Below are 23,777 nucleotides of genomic sequence, written 5' to 3' on the forward strand. Positions count from 1 at the left end.
GGAACGGCCCGTCGCGGCCGCACGCCGTGAGAAAGGACAAGGCGAGAGGAACGTGAACGTGACAGAGGGAACCCAGGACCTGGTGGCGCCGGTCGCCGCGCGGCTGCGCGCCGCGAAGATCGGCCTGCGCGCCGGGGAGATAGCCGACTGGGATCGGGAGGCCGCGCTCCTGGTGGCGAGCGCCTCGGCGGACGACCCGGCCCGCGGCCTCGACCGGCTCGTGGCCGACCGCGTGCGCGGGGTGCCGCTCGGCTACCTGACCGGAGCCGAGACCTTCCTCGGCGACGATTTCGCGGTCGAACCCGGCGTGATCATCCCGCACCCGGCCACCGAGCTGCTCGCCCTGCTCGCCGTCCGGGCCGTGGACCTCTACGCGGGAGGGGAGGCCCGTCCCGGCCTCCTGGAGGTCGGCGTGGGCTCGGGCGCCGTCGCGGTGTCGGTGCTCAAGCGCCGTCCGGCCGTCGAGGCCCACGGCAGCGAGCTGTCGGCCGCGGCGCTCCGCCTCACCAGGGACAACGCGGCCCGGCTCGTCCCGGCCCCGTACACCCTCAAGCTCTACCAGTGCTACTTCACCGACGAGCTCTTCGCGCCGTTCACCGCCGACCCGCCGCGAAACGTCCAGGTCGTGGTGTCCAACCCGCCCTACCTGGCGGACACCGACCAGCTCTCGGAGGCCACCAGGAAGTCCGGGCTGGCCCACCTCAGCTACTCGCCCGACAACGACCCGTCGTGGTTCCTCCGCCAGGTCACCGCGGACCCCGAGGGCTACCTGGCCCCCTCGTGCAGCATCGTCATGGAGTGCGCCGAGTGGTACTTCACCGACCACGAGAAGGTGCTCACCGAGGCGGGCTGGCAGGTCGAGCTGTTCGACCGGCAGAAGTACGTCTCGGTGTTCGGCGCCTCGCCGGACATGCGGCCCATGAGGCCGAGCGGCCACCGGGTCCTGCACGCCTGGCGCGGCGAGGGCCGTCCCCTGGCCTGACCACTCCGCGGGCCCCGGCCGTACGGCGCCGTGCCGCGCGGCCGGGGCCCGTTCTACGCTCGTGGTATGCGCATCGTGTCGCTGCTGCCCGCCGCCACCGACCTGGTCGCCTCCCTCGGCCTGGCCGGTGACCTGGTGGGGCGCACACACGAGTGCGACTGGCCTCCGGAGGAGGTCGGATCCGTCCCCGTGGTGACCCGGGCCGAGCTGGCGACCGACCGGATGACCAGCCGGGAGATCTCCGACGCCGTCGGCGGCGCGGCGCACCGCGGCTCGTCCCTCTACGCCATCGACGTCCAGCGCCTGGCCGGGCTGGCCCCGGACGTGATCCTCACCCAGGACCTGTGCGACGTGTGCGCCGTCTCCTACACCGCCGTGTCCGACGCGGTGCGGGTCATGGGCGCGGCGCCCCGCGTGATCAGCCTGGAGCCCCGCACGCTGGACGACGTCCTCGGATGCCTCCTGCGCGTGGGTGAGGTGCTCGGCGTGCCGGAGGTCGCCGCACGGAAGGCCGGCGAGCTGCGCGACCGGCTCGCCGCCGTGCGGGCCGCGGTGGCCGGACGCCCGCGCCCGCGCGTGGCGGCGATCGAATGGCTGGACCCGCTGTGGCCGGCCGGTCACTGGGTTCCCGAGCAGATCGGCACGGCGGGCGGCGAGCCGCTGCTGGCCGCGGCGGGCGAGCACACCGGGGCGATGGAATGGGATCGGCTGCGCGCCGCCGAGCCCGAGGTGGTCGTGCTGATCCCGTGCGGCTTCACGCCCGGGCGCACCGAGGCGGAACGGTCGTCGCTCACCGGCCTGCCCGGCTGGTCCGGCCTGCCCGCGGCGCGCGACGGCCGCGTGTGGGTGCTCGACGGGCCCGCCTACTTCAACCGCCCCGGCCCGCGCGTGGTGCGTGGCGCCGAGATCCTCGCCCACGTCCTGCACGGCGTGGCCGCCGGCGCGCCGGTCACCCGTGCCGAGGCGCGCCCCCTTCCCGAGTAGCCGGCGTTCCCCGTCATTTCCCGCTCACCGCGCCGAAACCTCGAAAGCCACACTCCCCAGCACACGGCCGGCGTACAAGTACGCAATTTTGCTGATATGCCGCCTCCTGTCCGCTGATGCATTGTTTGGTCGGTCGCCGAGAAGATCGACGACGCCAAGGAGTTCATCCGAATAACGGGCGAACGACATCAGCCAAGGAGGCTTCCATGAAGTCGACCACGAAGATCAAGAAGATCACGGTCCGGCGCACCAGCGACGTCCGCCTGACCTCCGCCACGTGCCAGTGCACCTACCCGGCAGCCAACTGACGCACGGCGGCGCATGAACCGGTGCTGTGCGCGCGTCGCCGTGCGCACAGCACCCGCCGCGCCAGGCGCCCGCCACATCCAGCCGCGGGGGAATGGAGTAGATCATGTACGACGTCGCGGTCGCCTTCCACGAGCTGAGCTTCGTCCCCGAGGGGGACGAGGTGGTGGTCGGCAGGGTCGACACCGACTCCTACGCGGTGCTTCCCGGCGACGGCGCCGCCCTGCTGCGGAAGATGGCGGAGGGCATGCCCCCGGACCAGGCCGCGCGGTGGTACGAGTCCACCTACGGTGAGCAGGTCGACATGGACGAGTTCCTGGAGACGCTGCACGAACTGGGGTTCGTCCGGTCCGGCGAGACTGCGGACGGCGAGGCGCATGGCGGGGCGGCCCCCGGCCGCCTCCCGCTGCGATGGCTCGCCCGCGCGGCGTTCTCCCCCTTCGCCGTCGTCGTCTACGTCGCGGTCCTCGCCGCCTGGCTGCTCGCCGCCGTCCGCCACGGCGACCTGCTGCCCCGGCCCCGCCACATGTTCTTCACCGATTCGCTGATCGTCGTCCAGTTCGGGATCCTCTTCGGCCAGCTTCCGCTGATCTACCTGCACGAGGCCTCCCACATGCTCGCCGGGCGCCGCCTCGGCCTGCGCAGCCGGCTCGGCATCAGCAACCGGTACTTCTACATCGTCTTCGAGACGAAGATGAACGGCCTGCTCAGCGTGGAGCGCAGCAAGCGGTACATGCCGTTCCTGTCCGGCATGGCCTGCGACGTCGTGGTGTTCTCCCTGCTCGGGCTGCTCGCCGACCTCACACGCACGCCCGGGGGCGACTTCTCCCTGATCGGGCGGATCGCGCTCGCGCTGGCCTTCACCGTCCTGACCCGCTTCATCTGGCAGTTCCAGCTCTACCTGCGCACCGACCTCTACTACGTGTTCGCCACCGCGCTCAACTGCCACGACCTGCACGACGCCAGCACGGCGCTGCTGCGCAACAGGATCTGGCGGCTGCTCGGCAAGCCGCGCCGCGCCGTCGACGAGCAGCAGTGGACCGAGCACGACCGCAGGGTCGGCCGGTGGTACGGGCCGTTCATCCTCCTCGGCGTCCTCGTCATGCTCGGCTTCGTGGTGCTTGGCTCGCTGCCTGTCACCGTGCAGTACGTCGAGGTCGCCGTCCAGGGCCTGCGCGCCGGGCCGTCGCACGCCGCCTTCTGGGACGGAGCGGTGGCCATGGTCCTGCTCGTCACCTGGCTGGTCCTGCCGGCCTACCTGTCCTGGCGCAAGCGCCGGCCCGCCCGGACCCGGCCCGCCGGACCCGTCCTCACCGAAGGAGTGAACTGATATGCCAGCCCAGGGCCGCCACCCGGCTCGCCGGCCCCACCTGAGGATCACCGGACCCCGCCGCGCCGACCGGCTGCGCCGCGCGGCCGAGGAGACCGGCGAGCACGCCGTCGTCTGCGGGTGCCACCGTCGTCTGCGCGGCCCCTACACCGGAGCGGACACGGCGCTGCGCGCCCTGCTGCCCGACGCGTACGCCCGGTGGCCCGAGCTGGTCGACCGTCACCGGGTCGAGCTCCTGTACGGCATCCCGGAGCTCGCCGAGATCGTCGGGCCCGCGCCCCAGCAGCTCGCGTTCACCGGGCCCTTCGAGCAGCGGACCCGCTTCTACGGCGCCCACATGATCCGCTGCATGAACCAGGGCATCGTGACGTTTCTGGCCGAGTACGCGCGACGGCTGGCCGACGCGGGCGGCGCGCCGCCGTGCCTGGTGTTCGAGGACGTCCACGCGGCGGAGGACACGACCCAGGAACTCGTCGCGCTGCTGCTGCGCAGATGCGACCCCGGCACGCTGCGGGTCGTGGTCTCCGGCGCGGACGAGGAGCTGACGCCGGAGCTGGCCGGGGCGCTGGCGCGCTACGCCGACGCCGTCCACGTGGCGGAGTCGCCCCCGGACGCCGAGGACCGGCGAGGGACGGAGGAGCTGGTCAGGGCCTATGTCGCGGCGGACGGCACCAGCGACGATCCCGCCGAGAACGCCGCCTACGCCGCCGCGGACGAGGCGTTCGTCCGCGAGCTGCACGACCTGCGCGCCGACGAGCTGACGCCGGGCGCCTCCTCGGGGACCAAGATGGGCGCGATCCCGTACCACCGGGAACGCGGCGCGGACCCGGGCGGCCGCGGGCGCGAGGCGCTCACCGACGCCCTGCGGGTCAGCGCCGTGATCGGCTTCTCCGCCGCCACCCTCGACATCGGGCTGCGCGGCCGGGCGGTCACCGACCCGTCCGCTCACCCCGACGACTTCCGCAGGTTCACCGCGCTGGCCGCCAACGCGCTCGTGCCGCTCCGCCGCTACGACGAGTCGTACGACCTCTGCATGGATCTGCGCAGGCGGTTCACCGACCCCAACGCCCACATGATCAGCAGCTACGGCATCGCCATGCTGTACACCCGGTTCTACTCGCCGCGCGACCACGAGACCGCGCTGGCCTGGCAGAACAACGCCGTGGCGATCGCCGCCCTGCTCCCCGACCCCAGGGAGCGCCTGCTGCGCCAGGTCTTCAACGACAACGCCCTCGCCCTCATCGAGATGCACCGCGGCAACCTGCTGCACGCCCTGGACCTGGTCCGAACGGGCATGGAGCGGCTGGACGCCGCGCTGGACCCCGACGACTGGGTGGTGCACCGCTCCCAGCTCCTCTACAACCGCACCCGCCTGCTGGCCGCGCTCGGCCGCCACGACGAGGCCTACGCCGACTTCACCACGCTCATCGAGATGGACCCGTACTACACCGACTACCTCAGCGAACGCGCCAAGCTCTCCCGCAAGCGAGGCGACCTCGCCGCCGCGCTCGCCGACTACGACCGCGCCGTCACCATGGCCCCGCCCTTCCCCGAGCTGTACTACAACCGGGCCACCGCGCGGCTGGAGACCGGCGACGTCGAGGGCGCGCTGGACGACCTCGGCTACGTGCTGGAGATGGAGCCGCAGGACATGCCCGCCCGGCTGCGGCGCGCGGAGCTGTACCTGGACGGCGGCGACCTGGACGCGGCCGAGGCCGACGTGGCGGCCGGCCTCGCGCTGCGGCCCTCCGACCCGGACCTGCTGTGCATGCAGGGCACGATCGCCCTGGAGCGCGGCGACGCCGAGGAGGCCGTCCGCCGGCTGGACGCCGCGCTCGACGCCCAGCCCGCCTACGCGGGGGCGCTGGTCAACCGGGCGGTCGCCCGCTTCAGCCTCGGCCGGCCCGCGGACGCGGCGGACGACCTGACCCGCGCGCTCGAGATCGTCGGCGACAACCCGGACGTGCTGCTCAACCGCGGCCTCGCCCACGAGGCCGCCGGGCGCCCCGCCCTGGCGCTGGCCGACTTCGACGCCGCGCTCGCGCTGCCCGGCGCCGACACCGCCGAGCTGACCGCCGCGCGGGACCGGTGCCTGGCGCTGCTGGCCGGTGTCTGATCATGCCCCTGTCGGCGGAAGGCTTCCGTGACGCGCTGGCCACGGTGACCACCGCGGTGTCGGTGGCCGCGACCCTCGACGGGCACGGCCTGCCGCGCGTGGTGACGATCGGGTCGCTGTGCTCGCTGTCGCTCGACCCGCCGCTGGTGCTGTTCTGCCTGGCCCGCGACGGCGCCTCCCACCGGGTGTTCTGCGCGGCCGACAGGTTCGCCGTCACCGTCCTGGCCGAGGACCAGGCGGACGTCGCCCGGCGCTGCGCCGGACGCCGCTCCGCCCGGTTCTCGGTCCCGCTCGCGCTCGCCGACGGCCTGCCGGTGGTGCCCGGCGCGCTGGCCCACCTGCTGTGCTCGTCCCACGCGCTGGTCGCGGGCGGCGACCACACGATCGTCATCGGCAGGGTCGAGCGCGCCGAGGTGCATCCCGGCAGGCCCTTGCTCTACCACCGGCGCGACTTCCACACCCTCGCGTCGCCGGAGCCCACCGGCATGCCGGTGGGCTCCGCGGCGGGGTTCACGAAGGCGCGCTGACCAGGCCGAGCCGCTGCGCGAGCAGGACGGCGTTGACCCGGTCGCAGACGCCCAGCTTGCGGTACAGCCGCTCCTGGTGCTTGGTGACCGTACGCGGCGACAGCCGCAGCCGGCGGGCGATCGCCGTCGCGCTCAGCCCCGCGGACAGCAGGGACAGCACGTCGCGTTCCCGGGGCGTGAGCCGGACGCCGGCGGCGCGGGCCAGCCGCACCCGGTTGATCGCCGCCAGCGGCTCCGCGAGCGGCGTGATCAAGGTTTCCAGGGCGGTGAGCTGGGCGCCGGTCAGCACGGCGGCCCGTGACTCGATCAGCTCGGCCAGTCGCCGCGCCGCCGCCCCGGGCCTGCCGCCCCACCGCCACGTCTGGTTCTGGCGCTCCAGCGCCCCGTACTCCAGCCCGCCCCGCACCAGTTCGAGCGCCAGGGTGTCGTCCCCGAGCGAGGCCGTCCACAACAGCCGCAAGGTCTCGGCCGACACCGGGCCGCCGAGCGCCGCCAGCACACGCTCGTCGGCCCGCATCCGATCGACGGAGGACGTAGTACCTTCAGGACCCCGTTCCGTTCGCATCGCGATCCATTCTCGAATGCCGGTCGGTACGCGTTGGATATTCGCGCCCCACCGGATTTGATTTTCGAATGGCCTGTGCCGTTGTCACGGCCTGGGGCCACAAATGGATCGCGCGTGCCGGTGCCTTGGATTTATGGTCGCCTGGTCTTTTTTCGCGTGCTTCTGGGGTCGCCCGATAATGCCGGAATTACCGGGAATTCCGGCCGGTAAATCAGCTTTCCTCGTCGTCCTCGAAGATCTCCTCGACGACCTCCCCGGCGACGATGCCCCCGACCACCCCCGCGGCCCCCGCCGCCGCCACCGTCCCCCAGCCCGGCCCACCGCGGTGGTGCTCCTGGTCGCCGTACCCGCCCGGGTGCCCGCCGTGGCCGTACGCCTCATGCGGCCCCGCCTCGCCGTACTGTCCCTGCCCGCCGTACTCTCCATGCCCGGCGAGCCCGGTCAGCCACCGGTCCAGCTCGCCGGCCCAGTCGGTGCGCAGCGCCTCCTCGTGCCCGATCCGGAAACGGCCGATGGCGTCGCCCGAGAACCGCCCGGCGCTCTTGTCGGCCTCCAGGACGACCTCCAGCCCCTCCGGGGAGGCCACGAAGGTCAGCTCGATCTCGTTCACCAGCCCGGCGTGCCGCGCGGACGGATAGAACTCGATCTCCTGGTAGAACGGCAGCTCCTGCTCGACCCCGAACAGCCGCCCCGCCTCCAGGTCCGCGGACTTGAACCGGAAGCCGAGGTCGATGATCGCCTGCAGAATGGCGACCTGGGAGGGCAGCGGCTCGACGGTGAACGGGTCCAGATCGCCCTTGTCCACGGCCTTGGCGATCGCGAGCTCCGTCCGCACGCCGAGGGCCATACCGGTCAGAGGGTGCCCCCCGACCTCGCTGACGGGCAGCTCCCACGACAGGGGGATCTCGAAGGGGATCGCCTTGTCCTCCCCCTTGTGCAGGGTGAACGGCCCCGACACCGAAACCCGATGGAACTCCCCGAGCCCGGCCTGCTCCGCCTCGCCGTGCTCCACCTCCACCCCCGCGACCAGCCCGAGGGTGACGTGCTCGATCTCGGCGTCGAACTCGCCCCCGTTGAGCCGGACCTCCCCCCGCAACAGCCCGCCCGGCCGCACCCGCGAATCGGCCAGAACGGTGTCCACCGAAGGCGCCCCCACACCGAAGGCACCCAGCAGCCGTTTGAAGACCACGCTTCTCTCCCGTCGAAGATCGTCCGCCGATACACGGCGCCAGCCGACCGCCAGAACGATCGATCCCGCCCCGAGGTTCCGATGGCCGGCAAACCTTGGCTTCCCCGCCGACCCACGATCAGGACGAACAGCACACGACAGGGAACAAACGACACGGCACGGCCGGCGGCCCCACCCGGGCGAACTCCCTCCACCCCGCTCGCGACAATTCCACCGTGTCCTCCTCGGTGGCCGCATGGCCGCCACCGTCCTCGCGGCGGCCGCGCCCGCGAACGGCATTAAGAGCCTCTTTAGGGGAGGAAAGCCGCACGTGCTGAACCGGAACAGGATTTCACGTAGAGGCCGGCACGCATGGAAGGTGGCGGTGCCGGATGCCTGTGGTAAACGGGGCGGCGATCACTCCGGATAAGGGTGAGGATGGCAAATCGCATTGACTATCCATCGACCCAGGCACAGACTACGTGTGGACGCCTAGTCCCCCATGCGCCCTTGAGGCTGGAATGACATCCTGGTTGGTAAGGAATTGGAAGCCCATCCTGGCTGTGGGGAGTGCCCTGGTCGGTGCGGTCCTCGGCGCTGCCGTGCAAGAGGTCCTGACCACGGAGCTGCGATTGGCCGCGGCGATCGCCGTGGTTCTGTGTGTGACGGTCATAGGACTGTTCGCCGCTTTACTGGCCACTCTGGAATCGAGAAGACAGGCTGACATCGAGGTCTCAGAAAGCAATCAGGCTCTGTTGTGGACGGTCCGTAAAGAAGCCGTCGAACTCGGCGACAGGTTCCAGCAGGCATCGATCGCGATCGCGGCCGAAGTCCGCGACCTGTCGAAGCGTTTTGGTCTCCACGTGGAGCAACTGCTCCTGGAGGAGGTCAATGCGATGGATTCTCTGGACGACGACAAGACGGCGCAACTGATGCTGTCCGCCCAGCAGGAACTGTTCGTGCTGGACCTGATCTCAGAAGAAGGGCACTGGCCTGACGGGGCGATGCAGGCCGATCATTCGAAGGATTTCTTCGAGACTCTGGTGCAGAAGGTGAGGGGCGCTCCTCCTTCGTTCACCTACAAGCGAATAGTGCAGGTCTCGGACCCGCTCAGGTCGTTGAGGAACGCCAAGACGACGGGTTTCATCAGGCATTGCCACGCCATGCTCGACCTGCGGAAGCGGAAAGGGCATAGAGTCACGCTTCGCGTGGCGCGTCGGAGGTTCCCCTTCAAGTTCATGCTCATGGACCGCACCAAGCTGGTGATCCAGCTGCAGGAATACAGTGACGTCGACGAGAGCCTGCGGATCTGGGGGGAGATCCTCATATCGGATCCGAGTAGTGAGCTGATAAAGATATTCCTCAACATCTGGGCCGAACTGGACGATGATCAACATACGAGAACGGTGCGGATCGGGGAGCTGCCCCCGCTCGCCCAAGATGATCCCGCCTGAGGACGGACCAGACGATCAGGTCTCCCGTCCGCGTCTTCGCAGACGGCTTCCCATGAGAACTATCATTGTCAGGCTGGTGCCCAGAACGGCCAGATAGCCGACGAATCCGTAGTTGGCGAACTTCCAGTCATCGATGGTGGCAAGCGTTATCAGCGAGCTCACGGAAAGACAGCCGTAAACAGACCAGGACTCACTCTGTGGATCGCTGAGCGACTTCTTGAACGTCGGCGCGGATGCCAGGGCGTCGGAAAGAATGGCCAGGGTGACGGCGAAGCCGGCTTGCCGATAGGTGATCCATAAGACAAGGCCCGCGATCGAAAGCGCTCCACAGGTCAGGTCGAACGCGGACACGGACCAATGGGCGTCCCTGCTTCGCAGGGTGGCCAGAAATATTATCGTAGGGTTGATGCCGGCTATCAGGGTGACCAGCGAGACCAGCCCGACGCCCTCCTGCATTTGAGCCGCGAAAGCCAGGTAGGGGGCGACCGCCCAAAGGAACCAGGTCACCAGATGCGGCCTGATCTTGTTCTGCAACGCACTGCGGAGATAGACGGCGGACCCCAGCACGTTGAAACACAGGGCCAGAAAGACGAACTTGGGATCTATCAACGTTTCCGTTCCCTTCGGTCAGGACGTCTGGAGCCTTGTGATCAGGGTGTGCGAACCTGGCACGCAGAGGCCACGGAAACGCCGGCTCGAGAAGAGTCGCCCCCGAGGAAGGGGTGTGAACTTCTTGTCTCTGATGAAAGGGATCGCGGCCCTCCTGGTCCTTGGAGTTCGACGGCTCGTTACTGCCTGGACATGCGTTAGTGGACGGATATGGTACCGATCACGAAAGCCGATCCAGGCCACAGCCCATCCTTTTAGTGCCATTACCAGGTCTTAACGTGACCTCGAGCGGGGAACGGTCGCCGACCGGTGAACGCGACACGAGATGGAGTCCCGAATCCCGAGGGCGCGATACAGAACTGCTCCCCCATAGCAGCACAGTAAAGGAACACCTGATCGTCTCCTTCGCCAAGGCCGCCGAGGTGTCGTCCCGCCTCACCCAGCGCGTTCGCAGGGACTCGTCGCCTTCCAGAGCCCGTGACCACGACGTTCACTGACGCGACCAGACTGTTGGGCATGGTCCAGCGGGGTCGTCGTAGCAGCCGATCCGACGGGGCCGTGGGCAGGAATCTACTGGCGCCCCTGTGGCCCATCAGTGTCTCTCCGGAGTCATCCCGGTGTCGCGAAGAATGTCCATCGCGTGGGTCACATCCGTCACCACGTGATCTGGAGGGCGCTCGTGACCTGCCCAGCTTCCGCGACGGATCCAGACCGTACGCAGCCCCGCCGTATGTCCTCCGCCGATGTCAGAAACGGGGTGGTCTCCGACCATCCAGCCTCCACCGGCGAGGTCCGCGCCGCACCGTCTGGCGGCGATCTCGAACAGGCCGACGTCGGGCTTGCGGATGCCCTCGATCCCCGACACCGCGTAGCCGTCCACGGCATCGGCCAGCCCTGTCTGCTGGATCTTGCCGAACTGGTTGTCCGCCGTCCCGTTGGTGATGATCCCCACCCGCCACCCGAGCGCGCGGAGCTCGGTCAGCTTGGCCATGACCTCGGGACGACACTGGACAAGGTGCGGCATTCGCCGGCGATACGCGGCCCACAGCTCCCTCGCCGAAGCGGACAACTTAAACCGCTCGCGGACCTTGAGAAAGAACAGCTCGCGATGAGGCAGGCCGTTACGGTCCAGCTTGACCAGGTGATCGATGGCTTTCCGGCCAAGCCGATGCTCTTCGGCGAATTCCTCCGCCCACGACAGGAAAGCGCCGTCCAGGTCGATGAGTGTGTTGTCCAGGTCGAAGAGTGCCAGCCGCTGCACGATGATCGATCCTAGACGAGGTCGGTTCTACACCGCCCGCCCAAATCCCGGGCGCCGTCCGGGCTGCTGAGATGGCTTGGGGGCTGGGCCCACTCTCGTTCCTGTGCCACCTGGCGGCAGATGAACTGCTCGTACCCGTCGCGTTGCCCGCCAGAGCCGAGTGACCGAATCCGCGTGAATTCGATACGGGGGATGTTCACGGGGGTTCCTTCGGGAAATTCACTGAAAGCCGGCCCACCGAACCTGCCTAGATCAGAGACCCGGGTCAATCTCGGGAAGCAGTGCCCTGCGATCCGGCGCGAGCGGGGACTGGCTGGTACAACCGCCGTCCACCACGAGCGTCTGCCCCGTCATGTAGCGCGACTCGTCGGAGGCGAGGAAGAGCATCGTGTTGCCGATGTCTTCGGGAGCCCCCAGATACGGCAGCGCGTTGTGACTCTGGAGCCGCTCGATCGCCTCGACCGGCATGTTGTCGCGCAGTGCCGGAGTCATCACCGCCCCCGGGGCGACGGCGTTGCAGCGGACCCGCTGCGGCCCGTACTGGACGGCGATGTATCTGGTGACGTTGATCAACGCCGCCTTCACCGCGCCGTAGGCGATCTGCAAGGAGTCGCCCAGCAGGCCCCCGATCGAGACGGTGTTGATCACGGAACCGCCACCGGCCTCGATCAGGTGCGGCAGGGCGTGCCTGGTCCCGAGCAGGGCGCTGCGGACGTTGAGCGCCACGGCCCTGTCGAACTCGTCCATGTCCAGCCGGAGCAGGTCCAGATCCCGGCGCGGATTCGTTCCCCCTACGTGGTTGCACAGGACGTCGAGCCGTCCGAACTCGGCCACGGCCGTCTCCACCATGGCCGCGATGGAATCCTCGGTGGTCACGTCGACCTCGCACGATATGGCACGACCACCCGCGGCCACGATGCCCTCGGCCACGTCCCGCGCGGCGGCGGAGTCGAGGTCGGCCACCAGGACGCTCGCCGCCTCCCGGCTCATCAACTCGGCCGCCGCCTTGCCGATGCCGCTCCCGGCACCGGTGATGATCACTACTTTGTTCTGGAGCCGCGCCAAAATTCCCTCCCCGATGAGACCAGATGGTGACTCGGGGCCATCGTCGCAGGTGGGCGCCTCGCGCCCGCGCGTGGGGGGCCTGGCGAAACCTGCGAAACCCTGCTACAGGCTTGAGTTCGCCCAGGTCAGCGGTGGCCCCACTGATCGGTGGGGAGATGGCGGACGGCGTCTTCGAGGTCGGCGTGGGTAGGCAGGGTGTAGCGGCGATCGAGGAACAGCGCCGGGGTGTCGGCGCCAGGGCCAGGAGGCGCGGTCGGTGCGCCACTCGGTGATGGAGGTCCGCGCGGTGCCGTCCAGAAGCGGGATCTCGCGGGAGGTCTCGCCCTTGCCGGAGCGGACAAAGACCTTGCCCTTGCGCGCCGAGAGCGGGACGCCGTCGTCGTCCAGAGCGACGAGCCCGGCGATCCGGACGCAGGAGTAGCTCTGATGGGAGGACGGCGTCGGCGCGTTGCTCGGGCCCGAAGTCCCGAGGCCACGCTCAGGCCAAGTCCGTTCGAGGGTCGGCCGAGATACGACGGGAACCGGCAACCAGTGATCTTGAGTTGAACTCGCCGCAGGTGAGGCGCTGGGCGGCTCAGATCGGTCAACGGCGCACCCGATAGCGCAGGTGAAGAACCCGGTCGCCCTGAATCACCACGTCAGGATCCTCCAACAGGTGCTGCGCGTGGACCGACCCGAAGTAGCGCTTGCCGGACCCGAACACGACGGGTACGACGTCCATGCGCACCTCGTCGATCAGGCCCGCGGCAAGCACCTGCCCACCGACGTCGCCGGCGGCGACCTCGACCACGCGGTCACCCGCGAGCTCCTGCGCCTTGGCCACGGCTGCCTCGACGCCGTCGACGAAGTGAAACGGCGCCTCGGGGTCCCAGCCCTCGGGCATCGGCCGGTGCGACACGACGACCACGTGGTCGATGCCGCCCGGCGGCTTCCCGTCCCAGCCGTCCGTCAGGTCGAAGACGTGGCGGCCGACGATCGTGACTCCGATCTGGTCCCAGTACGGCCGGGTGTAGTCGTAGGACGTCCGCGACACCTTCAGCTCGCCGCTCTCGTCCAACGGGACGTCACCGCTGGACAACCAGTCGAACAGCGGTCCGGGCTGGTCATTCTCGTCCGCGACGAAGCCGTCCACCGACACCGAGCTGTACATGACCACCTTGCCCACGGGCTCTCCTCTGCTTGGGGTGCCCCAACCTAGCGTGCCGTGAGCTGTCGCTCTTGTAAGAAATCAATCGGCCGGCAGCGGCCAGCCGTCCAGCGTGTGGCCGGGATGTTCGCGCATGAACCGCCGCCGGACCTCGACGTACCGGGTCGGCGTGAGCCCGGTGAACGCCCGGAACTCGTGGCCGAAGTGGGCCTGGTCGAAGTAGCCTGCGCCATCGGCGAGCTCGCCCCAGTCGATCGGCCCGGCGGGGTCGATCGCGAACACGGTGGCGGCGAAGCGGTAGGTGCGCGCCAGCCGCTTCGGCGTGACGCCGATGAGCTCCTTGAACCGCTGCGCCAGATGAGTGCTGCTGACACCGGCCGCCACGCTCAGGTCGCCGATCGCCACCGCCCCGCTGGCCGCCGCGATGACGCCGCTCGTATGGCGGACCAGCCCCAGGCCGGCGGTCTCGCACAGCCGTCGCATCAGCTCCTCCTCGAGCAGCGTCAGCATCTCGTGCGGCCCGTCCGCCATGGGGAGCCGGTCCCGCAGCTCAGCAATGGCGGGCCGCCCCCAAACCTGCTCCACCGTCACCGGCCGATCACACAGCTCGGCCGCGGGCACCGACAGGAACGGCGCCAGCCCCCACGGCTTGACGTGCACGCCGACGGACCGGGTCCGAAGTGGGTAGCCGAACTCCCACGCGCGGGTGGGCATGGTGACCACACAGCCGTCGGCGTACTCGGTCACCTCGGTGCCGACGCCGGCGCGGATGCGGAACGGCGCCCCAAGGTTGACGATGAGCAACGCCGACGGCCCCGGCGGCAACGTCAGCCGGGCGTACGGCGGCGCACCCTCCAGGTAGTAAAGGTCATCGATCAGCCCGTCCAGCGGCGGTCGCGGCACTCTGGACACATACTCCACGCCCACAGTATCGCCGACGCCCCACCGTGGCCGACCGCCGCACGCAGGCCTCGCCCGCCGCGGAAAATCCAACCCCGAAGGCCCGATATCTAGGGTAGGAGGACCCTTCCAGCAGCTCAGAGGATGCTGATCTCCTCTCTCACGTAGGCCAAGTCAACCGAACTCAGACCCGCATGGCTCAGAACCTGCCGATGACGATCTCCGCTGACGACTCCGATCCGGCCCGCATTGTGACGACCGTTCTCCGCGACGATGATCGGGTGTTGCCGTGTCATCGAAGCGCCGGACGCCGTTGGTATCCCGACGTGTGGGATCTACCGGGCGGTCATGTCGAGGAGGCGGAGGATCCGAAAGAGAGCCTTGTCCACGAGCTTCGGGAGGAGCTGGGAATCACGGCATCGGAGCCGCCCAGCCCGCCGATACATAAGATCCGGGCCGCGACGTTCGCCATGCAGATCTGGCTGATCGACAGGTGGACCGGAACACCCATCAACGCCGCGCCAAACGATCCCGACGCTGTGGCGTGGTCCGAGACGTCGGCTCTCGACAGCCTGCGTCTCGCCCACGAGCCGTATCTCTCGATGCTCACTACCGTGCTCGCCACGTGACGTCGCTCCGGGAACCAGGAGTGCGCGCGCACGCGCAGTATGCCCGCCCAGGCAGACGACGAGTTCCCGATCGTCCAAGGCGTACCGGCGATGTCGAGCGCGTTCGACGCCGCGGACAACAACCGACCGACCTACCTGCTGACCTACGCCCTGCACGCCCTCCGCGCCACATACACGGCCCTAAGCCTGCCGACGTTCAATCCGACGGCTCACTTCGGATCACCATCCGACGGATCGTCTCTGCCGGATCACGCCGCGCTGCCGCCGTCTCGCTGTGGCTCAACGCTGGCGTCCCCTCTGGCATCGGGTTGTCACCGGGCTCGCATTGTTTCTGAGCTGAGCTGGGGATACGGCCTCAAGATCATATCGCGCATATATCGCGATCACTGACCTTCGGCTGCATACGGTGGCTCACGGCTGCACCTGAGCGACTCACGGTGATCAAGGAATGCCCTGGTGAGGAGGCGAATGGCTGGTCAGAGAAGTGCCCCTGGCAGGATTCGAACCTGCGGCACCCGCTTTAGGAGGGTGCGGATGGGGACATCGACATACGTGAGCTGACCTGCTTAAACACGGTGAAAGGCTCATACCGCTTGCTTGATCATCTCGCGTATGTCCCGGAGCTACATGATGAACTATCGCGGCATCCGGTTGGGCCGCAACAGCCCTGACCCCACCCGTCAGTCTGAGGCGCCACAGTCTGGCGTGAATGGGCCGGCCGCTATCTCAAGAGATGCGTGTGCGGCCAGGTTAAGCCGTAGTCCGCCGCCGTCGGAGAAGGGCCAAGGCTGCAACTGCCGCAAGGGTCATCCAGGCCTTGCCGAGAATCTGCCCTGGAAGGTACTCAAGGGAGCCGAAAGCCAAGTTGAGGAACAGGAGGCTGTCGACTAGGAGGCCGATGGCGTTCGATGCAAGGATGGCGATCATCAATCCTCGTCGGCGAAGCGGTTCGTAGACACCGAAGTCCGCCAGTTCTGCTACGGCGAAGGCCACGGCTGAGGCCATGGCGAGGTCGGGGTCGGCCAGCAAGTATGAGAGGACAATGCCGACGGCTATTGCTGCTAGGACAGCGAAGCGGCCAGCGGCTTCTCGGCTGAGATCGCGAAGCACGAGCGCCAGTCCCACCATGTAAACGCCGGCAGGCGCGACGTAACCGAAGCCCACAGGGACCGCCCCAAGGTGGGTCACTGCGAGGTTCGCTGCAGGGATGGTAGCGATGTAGGCGAGGAGTGCGGCGCTGCCGAGGCCAACGGAAACCTTCACGGTTCTACTCTCTGATCACAACGGTGAGTCTTGCCCGCCCAAGGGAAGCCGTCAGGGCGAGCGTCCCGAGAGTACAAGGCCTGGCACCGACAATTGTGCGAATTCCGTAGCTTCTGTACATCCACCGTTTGGGTGGATAGATCATATGATCTTGGTTGGCGATGGGACGCATCACCCTCGAGATGAACTTGCGTCCCTGGTTGTTAAATCTTCGGCTGACTGTGGCTACAAGGGGCAGGAAACTGCTCCCTCGGCGATCAGGGGTGGAGCTCAGTTTCCAACCGATTCGTGTGGTTGCAGGGCTCGGGGACTCAGTGGCTTCTAGTCCGGCATCGTTGATGATCGGGTAATGGCGCGTGGAGGACCGTCCAGTGGGTGGTGCGCCGCCCCCCTCTCACCGGGGGGCGGTTAGGTTGGCAGATGGCTCGTTGGAAACTACGCTGCCTGGTGAGGTTCCTGAGGTGTAAGTTTCGGTGGAACCATGATGACAGAGGGTGATCAAATGGATACGTTCAAGTCGAAGGCCGTTGTCCTCCTAAGCGGCGGCCTGGACTCGACGACTGTCCTTGCCATCGCCCGCCAGGAAGGCTACGAGACCTACGCGCTCAGCTTTCGCTATGGGCAGCGGCACACCGAGGAACTCGAGGCTGCGAAGAAGATCGCCGTCGAGTTGGGGGCGGCAGAGCATGTGATCGCTGACATCAACCTTGCTGTCTTCGGTGGATCCGCGCTCACCGACGACGCTCTCGACGTGCCGCACCATGACAGTGTTGACGATCTTGGCTCTGAGATTCCGATCACGTATGTCCCCGCTCGCAACACCGTCTTTCTATCCTTCGCGCTCGCCTGGGCGGAGACCCTTGGGTCGTCGGATGTGTTCATCGGGGTAAACGCTCTTGACTACAGCGGCTACCCGGACTGCCGGCCGGAGTACATCGAGGCTTTCGAGCGTATGGCCAACCTCGCGACGAAGGCTGGCGTAGAAGGCACTCAGAAGCTCAAGATCCATACCCCTCTGATTCAACTGACGAAGGCGCAGACGATCCAGCGCGGCCTCGAACTGGAAGTCGACTACTCCTGGACCCACAGTTGCTACGACCCGATCGATGGACGCGCCTGTGAGACCTGCGACTCTTGCCTGCTGCGTGGACGAGGCTTCGCCGAGCTTGGCATGGTCGATCCATCCTTCACTTCAAAGAAGGCTTGAACTGGCGTGTACCGGGTGAAAGAGATCTTCTACACGCTGCAGGGAGAGGGGAGCCACACAGGGCGCCCGTCGGTCTTCTGCCGGTTCACTAGTTGCAACCTGTGGACAGGTCGCGAGAAGGACCGGCACAGAGCGATGTGCAAGTTCTGCGACACAGATTTCGTGGGCACGGATGGCCCTGGAGGCGGTCGTTTCCGCACAGCAGTCGACCTTGCCGCTGCTGTCGCCAAGGCCTGGCGGGGGCAACCTCACCCGCGTAGCAAGCCGTATGTGGTGTGCACAGGAGGAGAGCCCCTGTTGCAACTGGACGCCGAAGCAGTCGACGCTCTGCACGATGAAGGCTTCGAGGTAGCCATCGAGACGAATGGCACCCGGCCCGCTCCTGATGGCATCGACTGGATCTGTGTGAGCCCCAAGGCGGGTACGAAACTGCTACTGACCTCAGGACACGATCTGAAGTTGGTCTATCCCCAGGCCGGTGCGGAGCCCGAACTCTTCGAACACCTCGATTTTGACCGCTTCCTGCTTCAACCAATGGACAGCGAGGACCTCGTCGTGAACACGAAGGCAGCGATCGAGTACTGCCTCGAGCATCCTCAGTGGCAGTTGAGTGTACAAAGTCACAAGACCTTGGGAATCCGTTGATCGAGATTTTCCGTGAGTTCATGTTCGAGGCGGCTCACCGGCTGCCGAGCGTACCTCCTGGTCACAAGTGCGCCAGGCTCCACGGACATAGCTATCGTGTGGAAGTACATGTGCGCGGTGAGGTTGCCCCCACGACAGGGTGGCTGATGGATTTCGCCGAGATCAAGGCTGCCTTTCAACCTGTTCTGGACCAGCTTGACCACTATTACCTCAATGAAGTGCCTGGGCTCGAGAACCCGACGAGCGAAGTCTTGGCGAAATGGATCTGGGATCGTCTTATCAGCAGCTTGCCTCTGTCGGCGATTCTTGTTCGAGAGACGTGTACTTCCGGTTGTGTCTACCGCGGGGAGAACTGATGCTTGAGGACGTTCAGACAACTCCTGACAGTCGCGGTATAGGTCTCGATGAAGTTGGAATCGAGGGTCTTCGCTACCCGATTCTTGTCGCTGACGGGCAGGGCGCCAAACGAGAGACCGTTGCCACAGCAGCCATGTCGGTCACTCTCGGACCTGGCGTCAAGGGCGCGCATCTCAGCAGGTTCATCGAGGTGCTTCATGGCGCACGCGACCAGTTGACCTTTGCTACTGCGGCGGCTCTGGCTGAAGATCTACGGCGGCACATGGGAAGCTCTAGCGCCCGTGTACTGGCTTTCCCCTACTTCCTCGAACGCGAGGCGCCCGTCACACGTTCGCGAGCGTACGTCGAGTACACCTGCGCCGTAACCGCCACCAGCAGTGACGCCGATGCCCAATCAGTGTTGAGCGTCGAGGTGCCGGTCACCAGCGTGTGCCCCTGCAGTAAAGCCATCAGTGACCGTGGTGCCCACAACCAGCGCGGTCACATCACTATCGAGATCAAACCATCTGATCTCTGGTTCGACGAACTGATCGACATCGCCGAGAGCGCTGCCTCCTCGCCGGTCTACGCACTGCTCAAGCGTCCGGATGAGCGCCACGTCACCATGGCTGGCTACGACAATCCGGTCTTCGTCGAAGACATGGTCCGCAACGTCTGCCTCGTCCTTGCGGCCTCCAACCGGATCGCCACATACCGGGTACGTGCTGCCAACGACGAGAGCATTCACAACCATGCGGCCTATGCGGCAGTCTCCTGGACCTCTCCGAACGGCGCATAGACACATGGACCACAGCGTTGGCCAGGACGGCCAAGCCGTGCACGTAGTGGTGACGTGCACGAACCGTAAGCGCATCGCCGTCGCCGATGAACTCCGGGTTCGGAACGTGCTGGCTAGAGATGTCGACGAGCGATGCGACCAATGGGTGAGGCACATCTCTACAGCGCCCGCTCAGGTTCCGGCCAGCGACATGTATGCCGGCGAACATTGGTTGATCGCTCGGCGCTTGGCTGAAATAGTCGGCGAGAAGGCGACCCTGTGGGTCTGCTCGGCTGGGTATGGACTGATCCCCGTCACGACGCCCATCGCTCCGTATGCCGCTACGTTTGCCCTAGGTCACGGAGACTCTGTCGCCGCCAATGCGGAAGGAGCCCGCCGTTGGTGGGCACGGTTGTCACGGTGGGTTGGGCCGCAACGCGACCAACCGCGTTCCTTCGTCGCGCTTGCTGCTCGAGACCCCGATGCCACGATCATCGCCGTACTGTCAGACCCGTACCTCAAGGCGTGCTCAACCGACCTGCGCGGCGCGACGTCGGTGCTGTCGGATGGTGACAGCCTTTCGGTGATCGGACCGGCGGGGCGCTGCCCAGAGATCGATGACCTAATGGTCCCAGTAACAGCCGCTCTCAGAGCCATGGTGGGGGGAAGCCTTCTCTCGCTGAACGTTCGTGCCGCGGAATATGTGCTCAAGGAATCAGCTCTACGTGGGGATGCTCTGCAACGTCCGCTACTCGCCAAGATCATGAGAGACGTCATTGCCTCCGTGCCTGATGCCCCCTATAAGCCGGCAGGCACTCGTATGACTGACGATGAAGTACGTGTATTCATTCGTAGCCGCCTTGAGTTTGGTCCCACTTCAGCTACCCCTTTGCTGCGCGAGTTGCGCAGTTCGGGACGCTCCTGTGAGCATGCTCGCTTCAGAAATCTGTTCGTTGAGGAATCTCGAGCTGCGGCGGGTGAGTGGGGATGACCAATTCGCCGAGGTCGCGTACAAGCGAGGTTCGTGCGCTTCGGATCATCCAGGCGAAAGACTATCCTCTGTACATCTTTATGCTGCGCGCTGAAGAGATTCTTGAGTTCGCCGACATCTCCAGGGTGAGCAGAGATGAGGCGGGCAAGCTGATCGGATATCAACGCCCACAAGTGAAGAATCACATACAGGAGATCGTCCAATACCTGGACAGCGATGTCCCGATCTTCCCTAATCCGATCATCATGGCACTGTCGCCGCGAGTGCGTTTCCGCAGCACTCGGGGCGGCAATAGGCACGCTGACGATGGAGTCTCCGACACCGGAAGGCTAACCATCCCTCTTCCAGAGGCTGGAAAGCCTAGGCCAGCCTGGATCGTTGATGGGCAGCAGCGCGCATTGGCGCTCGCCCAGACACGACGACATGACTTTCCTGTGCCGATCACTGCATTCGTGGCAGACACGGTCAACCTGCAGCGGGATCAGTTCGTCCGGATCAACAACACGAAACCGTTGCCACGAGGACTTGTGACGGAGCTCCTTCCCGAGGTCGACAGCCCACTTCCACCACGTCTCACGATACGGAAGGCGCCCTCTCAACTGTGCGATTTCCTTAATTCGGATAAGCGCTCCCCGTTCTATGGTCTGATCAAGCGCGCGTCTACTGCGAGCTCTAAGCAGAGTGGCGCAGTAGTGACAGACACTGGAATCGTGGACATGATTCAGGAGAGTCTCACATCATCTTCTGGAGCCCTTTATCCATACCGGGATATCGGTAGAGGAGAGACCGACTTCGATGGGATTATTCAGGCGCTTTTCTTATATTGGACGGCGGTTCGAGAGACATTTCCCGAGGCGTGGGGGAAACCGCCAGAGAAGAGTCGGCTTATGCATGGCGCCGGTATTAGAGCCATGGGCCGACTCATGGACAGAATCCTGGGCGTCGTTGACCCACAGCGTGCAGATGCTCCGGAGACAGTACGGAAACATCTAGAAGTCATTGCCCCGCACTGCAGATGGACCTCGGGTTCCTGGGACGACCTAGGGCACCGATGGAATGAGATCGAAAATGTAAGCAAGCATGTGCACGAACTCTCTAATCATCTCATTCGTGTCTATCAGATTGCACGTAGGGGGCTCGCATGAAATTCTACTTCCCGGACAGCCAGGACCAGATCAGTCCTACTTTTAATTTTCTTACCGAAGAGCATTCTCCGTATCGGGTGCGGCAGCGCGATGACAAGTATGCGCATGAGGTCCTAAAGCCGCAGCCCTATGACGGGCTCCTTGTGAGCAAAGCAATCGTGGACGGCTCGGTGAAGGGTGCTGGAAAGTACTCGATGCCGCAACGGGAGCGGCTGTATCGATTGGGCGTTTCAAAATATTTCAGACTATCCGAAAATGTTGTTACGCTTGGAGATTGCGGTGCTTTCAACTATGTCGATGAGGAATTGCCGCCGTATACAACGGCAGAGGTGTTGGACTTCTACGAGCGCTGCGGCTTTCATTCAGGGATCAGCATTGACCATGTGATCTTCGGCTACGATCCGACAGTGTCCGATGAATTAGTTAATCCCGCCTGGAAGAAGCGACGGCAGATCTCGTTGCGGTACGCCGGTGAGTTCTATGACCGCGTCCAGGAGCGAGGAAACAAGATCGAACCCGTCGGTGCTGCGCAGGGGTGGAGCCCGGCAAGCTATGCCGATAGCGTTAAATGCCTGCAAGAGTTCGGGTACAAGCGCATCGCTCTCGGAGGCATGGTGCCACTGAGAACACAAGATATCCTCGCTTGCCTGGAAGAAATCAGTCAGATACGCCTATCGGACACAGAGTTGCATCTTTTAGGGATTACCAGGGTGACATCGATGGAAGAATTCGCCACCTATGGTGTCACTAGTTTTGACAGTACCTCGCCGTTCCGACAGGCATTCATGGATGACCGTAACAACTATCATACGGAGACCGGGGCGTATACTGCTATTCGTGTCCCGCAGGTCGACGGAAACCCAGCACTCAAGCGACGGATCTTGGCGGGAGAGATATCACAGGCGAAGGCCAAGTCGGCTGAGCGTGAATGCATGAAGCGCCTGCGCGCGTATGACGAAGGCCTCGAAAGCCTGGACAGGGTAATTGAGATTCTCGGAGAGTATGAACAATTGGTTGAGCCGGGAAAAAAGAAAAGCAAAATCGCGGCTTATCGGGTTACCCTTGAAGCCAAGCCCTGGAAATCATGTAAATGCACCATCTGTGCGGCGCATGGTGTTGAGATAGTCATCTTCCGTGGATCAGAGCGAAACAAGAGACGTGGGTTCCATAACCTGTCGGTGTTCGACACTAAGATGCACCGCATCAAGAATCCTCTTGGACAGGAGTACTGATGGCCGACCGCCAGATCCTTCGTCTCCCAGCGTTGGAGGTCCGGCAGGGATCGCGCCGCATATACTGCTTCGCTGTCGACGGCAAGAGACTCCCCGAGTTCGCTGCGGTCTCCCGCATACGTCGTGATGCGAAAGATCAACTCCAGGGGTACCAGCGACCCGAGGTTGCTAGCCACATCCGGGCCATCCAGCGTTATCTCGAGTCCGAGAGCCCGATGGTACCGAACGCGCTAGTGCTCGCTTTCGACAGCCGTGTCCGCTTCGAACCCGTGGTCACGAGTCACAGAATCGGCTACTCGGTGCCAGGAGAACTGATCGTCCCCTTGGACGAGACTCTAGAAGATGACGAGAAGCCGGCCTGGGTGGTCGACGGCCAGCAGCGCAGCGCTGCCATCCGCGATGCTGACATCGGAGAGTTCCCTGTCGCGGTCGTCGGCTTCATAGCGGACAACCACGCTGAGCAGCGCGCCCAGTTCATCCTCGTCAACAACACCAAACCCCTTCCCAAGGGCCTGATCCACGAGCTCCTGCCAGACACCAACACCCACCTGCCGCCGGCGTACGCTCGTCGCCAACTCCCTGCGGCTCTGATGACCCGCCTTAACGGAACGTTCGATGGGCCGTTTTACCGAGCCATTGCGACGCCCACGTCTCCCGATGGGTACATCAAAGACAACAGCATTCTCCGGATGATCGAGCACAGCCTCTATCAGGGCGCTCTCTACAAGTATCGTGACCCGATGGACGGTGCCGGCGACGTCGATCAGATGCTGGCGCATCTCAACACCTACTGGGCCTTGGTACGCGAAACGTTCCCCGAGGCGTGGTCTCTGCCGCCCAGACTTTCGCGACTTACTCATGGCGTAGGGATCCAAGCGATGGGTTTCCTCATGGACCACCTAACTGAGGATCTGTCTCCTCAGGAGATCGCTGGTGCGGTCAACGATGCCCTGAAGCGACTCGAAGCAAGTGCTGCATGGACTGACGGCTCCTGGAAGTTCGGAAGCAACGGGACCCGCAAGTGGAACAGCTTCCAGAACACACCCAACGACGTCCGCTTGCTCACTGACGGTCTGCTATACCTAATCAACCAGGAAGCACTCTTTTAAGGGAGACGAATGCAGGTCCTTTTTGTCG

General features: G+C 65.4%; 23 protein-coding genes. 15 read left to right on the forward strand and 8 right to left on the reverse strand.

The annotated features are described in order from the left end of the window. The first annotated feature begins 58 nt into the window (after nt 1-58). The 5 genes from BJ981_RS39180 to BJ981_RS14360 all read left to right on the forward strand — a co-directional run bounded on the left by BJ981_RS39180 (nt 59) and on the right by BJ981_RS14360 (nt 6,245). Nucleotides 59-982: a methyltransferase gene (locus tag BJ981_RS39180; protein ID WP_184611626.1), complete on the forward strand. Its 924-nt coding sequence runs from the start codon at nt 59-61 to the stop codon at nt 980-982. A 66-nt stretch (nt 983-1,048) separates the two neighbouring features. Beyond that, nucleotides 1,049-1,966, forward strand: a complete 918-nt coding sequence (locus BJ981_RS14345; RefSeq protein WP_184611628.1) for a cobalamin-binding protein — start codon at nt 1,049-1,051, stop codon at nt 1,964-1,966. A 412-nt stretch (nt 1,967-2,378) separates the two neighbouring features. Beyond that, nucleotides 2,379-3,602 carry a hypothetical protein gene (locus BJ981_RS14350; RefSeq protein ID WP_184611630.1) on the forward strand — a complete coding sequence of 408 codons (1,224 nt, stop codon included), beginning with the start codon at nt 2,379-2,381 and terminating at the stop codon, nt 3,600-3,602. A 1-nt stretch (nt 3,603) separates the two neighbouring features. Then, on the forward strand, nt 3,604-5,718 hold the full coding sequence (locus tag BJ981_RS14355) for a tetratricopeptide repeat protein (protein ID WP_184611632.1): 2,115 nt from the start codon (nt 3,604-3,606) through the stop codon (nt 5,716-5,718). A 2-nt stretch (nt 5,719-5,720) separates the two neighbouring features. After that, nucleotides 5,721-6,245 (forward strand): flavin reductase family protein, encoded by a 525-nt coding sequence (locus tag BJ981_RS14360; RefSeq protein ID WP_184611634.1) that lies wholly within the window; start codon nt 5,721-5,723, stop codon nt 6,243-6,245. Here the strand turns inward: BJ981_RS14360 and BJ981_RS14365 are convergent. Both BJ981_RS14365 and BJ981_RS14370 read right to left on the reverse strand, forming a co-directional pair. Next, the gene (locus tag BJ981_RS14365) at nt 6,229-6,762 is read right to left on the reverse strand and encodes a helix-turn-helix transcriptional regulator (protein ID WP_204070580.1); all 534 of its coding nucleotides are present in this window, start codon (nt 6,760-6,762) and stop codon (nt 6,229-6,231) included. The two genes, BJ981_RS14360 and BJ981_RS14365, sit on opposite strands and share 17 nt — an antisense overlap. 259 nt (nt 6,763-7,021) lie before the next feature. Beyond that, a complete protein-coding gene (locus BJ981_RS14370) occupies nt 7,022-7,999 on the reverse strand; it encodes a sporulation protein (protein ID WP_184611636.1) in 978 nt (325 codons plus the stop codon). Nucleotides 8,000-8,541: 542 nt separating this feature from the next. Here BJ981_RS14370 and BJ981_RS14375 point away from each other — a divergent pair. Continuing rightward, nucleotides 8,542-9,432, forward strand: coding sequence for a hypothetical protein (locus BJ981_RS14375; protein ID WP_184611638.1), 891 nt, complete (start codon nt 8,542-8,544; stop codon nt 9,430-9,432). 15 nt (nt 9,433-9,447) lie between these two features. On the opposite strand, the gene BJ981_RS14380 is transcribed toward BJ981_RS14375, so the two are convergent. The 5 genes from BJ981_RS14380 to BJ981_RS39185 form a co-directional block, all read right to left on the reverse strand. Further along, nucleotides 9,448-10,041 carry a hypothetical protein gene (locus BJ981_RS14380; protein ID WP_184611640.1) on the reverse strand — a complete coding sequence of 198 codons (594 nt, stop codon included), beginning with the start codon at nt 10,039-10,041 and terminating at the stop codon, nt 9,448-9,450. Between the two features lie 592 nt (nt 10,042-10,633). Then, nucleotides 10,634-11,302, reverse strand: a complete 669-nt coding sequence (locus BJ981_RS14385; RefSeq protein ID WP_184611641.1) for an HAD family hydrolase — start codon at nt 11,300-11,302, stop codon at nt 10,634-10,636. 252 nt (nt 11,303-11,554) lie between these two features. Next, on the reverse strand, nt 11,555-12,367 hold the full coding sequence (locus BJ981_RS14390; protein WP_184611643.1) for an SDR family NAD(P)-dependent oxidoreductase: 813 nt from the start codon (nt 12,365-12,367) through the stop codon (nt 11,555-11,557). A gap of 583 nt (nt 12,368-12,950) precedes the next feature. After that, nucleotides 12,951-13,532, reverse strand: coding sequence for a dihydrofolate reductase family protein (locus BJ981_RS14395; protein ID WP_184611646.1), 582 nt, complete (start codon nt 13,530-13,532; stop codon nt 12,951-12,953). 63 nt (nt 13,533-13,595) lie between these two features. Further along, nucleotides 13,596-14,435 (reverse strand): helix-turn-helix domain-containing protein, encoded by an 840-nt coding sequence (locus tag BJ981_RS39185; RefSeq protein WP_184611648.1) that lies wholly within the window; start codon nt 14,433-14,435, stop codon nt 13,596-13,598. A 173-nt stretch (nt 14,436-14,608) separates the two neighbouring features. Here BJ981_RS39185 and BJ981_RS14405 point away from each other — a divergent pair, with 173 nt between their 5' ends. Continuing rightward, a complete protein-coding gene (locus BJ981_RS14405; protein WP_204070581.1) occupies nt 14,609-15,043 on the forward strand; it encodes an NUDIX hydrolase in 435 nt (144 codons plus the stop codon). 750 nt (nt 15,044-15,793) lie between these two features. Here the strand turns inward: BJ981_RS14405 and BJ981_RS39190 are convergent. Beyond that, entirely contained in the window at nt 15,794-16,306 is a 513-nt protein-coding gene (locus BJ981_RS39190; protein WP_184611650.1) for a VUT family protein, read from the reverse strand. Between the two features lie 502 nt (nt 16,307-16,808). Between BJ981_RS39190 and queC the strand changes: the two genes are divergently transcribed. The 8 genes from queC to dbpB (BJ981_RS14450) are packed head-to-tail and all read left to right on the forward strand — an operon-like array spanning nt 16,809 to nt 23,749. Further along, nucleotides 16,809-17,513 (forward strand): 7-cyano-7-deazaguanine synthase QueC, encoded by a 705-nt coding sequence (gene queC, locus BJ981_RS14415; protein WP_184611651.1) that lies wholly within the window; start codon nt 16,809-16,811, stop codon nt 17,511-17,513. Between the two features lie 15 nt (nt 17,514-17,528). Then, the gene (gene queE / locus BJ981_RS14420; protein ID WP_239139592.1) at nt 17,529-18,158 is read left to right on the forward strand and encodes a 7-carboxy-7-deazaguanine synthase; all 630 of its coding nucleotides are present in this window, start codon (nt 17,529-17,531) and stop codon (nt 18,156-18,158) included. Next, complete coding sequence (queD, locus tag BJ981_RS14425) at nt 18,155-18,514, forward strand: 6-carboxytetrahydropterin synthase QueD (protein WP_239139593.1); 360 nt, start codon at nt 18,155-18,157, stop codon at nt 18,512-18,514. The genes queE and queD overlap by 4 nt, the downstream gene beginning before the upstream one ends. Then, nucleotides 18,514-19,293, forward strand: coding sequence for a GTP cyclohydrolase FolE2 (gene folE2, locus BJ981_RS14430; RefSeq protein WP_184611655.1), 780 nt, complete (start codon nt 18,514-18,516; stop codon nt 19,291-19,293). Before queD ends, folE2 begins: the two co-directional genes overlap by 1 nt. A gap of 4 nt (nt 19,294-19,297) precedes the next feature. Continuing rightward, entirely contained in the window at nt 19,298-20,263 is a 966-nt protein-coding gene (locus BJ981_RS14435) for a hypothetical protein (RefSeq protein WP_204070582.1), read from the forward strand. Beyond that, the gene (gene dbpB, locus BJ981_RS14440; RefSeq protein WP_184611657.1) at nt 20,260-21,408 is read left to right on the forward strand and encodes a DGQHR domain-containing protein DpdB; all 1,149 of its coding nucleotides are present in this window, start codon (nt 20,260-20,262) and stop codon (nt 21,406-21,408) included. The genes BJ981_RS14435 and dbpB (BJ981_RS14440) overlap by 4 nt, the downstream gene beginning before the upstream one ends. Further along, nucleotides 21,405-22,640: a tRNA-guanine transglycosylase DpdA gene (dpdA, locus tag BJ981_RS14445; RefSeq protein WP_184611659.1), complete on the forward strand. Its 1,236-nt coding sequence runs from the start codon at nt 21,405-21,407 to the stop codon at nt 22,638-22,640. The genes dbpB (BJ981_RS14440) and dpdA overlap by 4 nt, the downstream gene beginning before the upstream one ends. Beyond that, a complete protein-coding gene (gene dbpB, locus BJ981_RS14450) occupies nt 22,640-23,749 on the forward strand; it encodes a DGQHR domain-containing protein DpdB (RefSeq protein ID WP_184611661.1) in 1,110 nt (369 codons plus the stop codon). Before dpdA ends, dbpB (BJ981_RS14450) begins: the two co-directional genes overlap by 1 nt. Nucleotides 23,750-23,777: the final 28 nt, after the last annotated feature.

It is taken from the genome of Sphaerisporangium krabiense, from assembly GCF_014200435.1.
In the GTDB taxonomy this organism is placed as follows: domain Bacteria; phylum Actinomycetota; class Actinomycetes; order Streptosporangiales; family Streptosporangiaceae; genus Sphaerisporangium; species Sphaerisporangium krabiense.

Coding starts and splice junctions, on each gene's coding strand:
- BJ981_RS14345 (WP_184611628.1), top strand. CDS start 1,049: ATGCGCATCGTGTCGCTGCTGCCCGCCGCCACCGACCTGGTCGCCTCC.
- BJ981_RS14350 (WP_184611630.1), top strand. CDS start 2,379: ATGTACGACGTCGCGGTCGCCTTCCACGAGCTGAGCTTCGTCCCCGAG.
- BJ981_RS14355 (WP_184611632.1), top strand. CDS start 3,604: ATGCCAGCCCAGGGCCGCCACCCGGCTCGCCGGCCCCACCTGAGGATC.
- BJ981_RS14360 (WP_184611634.1), top strand. CDS start 5,721: ATGCCCCTGTCGGCGGAAGGCTTCCGTGACGCGCTGGCCACGGTGACC.
- BJ981_RS14365 (WP_204070580.1), bottom strand. CDS start 6,762: ATGCGGGCCGACGAGCGTGTGCTGGCGGCGCTCGGCGGCCCGGTGTCG.
- BJ981_RS14405 (WP_204070581.1), top strand. CDS start 14,609: ATGGCTCAGAACCTGCCGATGACGATCTCCGCTGACGACTCCGATCCG.
- queC (WP_184611651.1), top strand. CDS start 16,809: ATGGATACGTTCAAGTCGAAGGCCGTTGTCCTCCTAAGCGGCGGCCTG.
- folE2 (WP_184611655.1), top strand. CDS start 18,514: ATGCTTGAGGACGTTCAGACAACTCCTGACAGTCGCGGTATAGGTCTC.
- BJ981_RS14435 (WP_204070582.1), top strand. CDS start 19,298: ATGGACCACAGCGTTGGCCAGGACGGCCAAGCCGTGCACGTAGTGGTG.
- dbpB (WP_184611657.1), top strand. CDS start 20,260: ATGACCAATTCGCCGAGGTCGCGTACAAGCGAGGTTCGTGCGCTTCGG.
- dpdA (WP_184611659.1), top strand. CDS start 21,405: ATGAAATTCTACTTCCCGGACAGCCAGGACCAGATCAGTCCTACTTTT.
- dbpB (WP_184611661.1), top strand. CDS start 22,640: ATGGCCGACCGCCAGATCCTTCGTCTCCCAGCGTTGGAGGTCCGGCAG.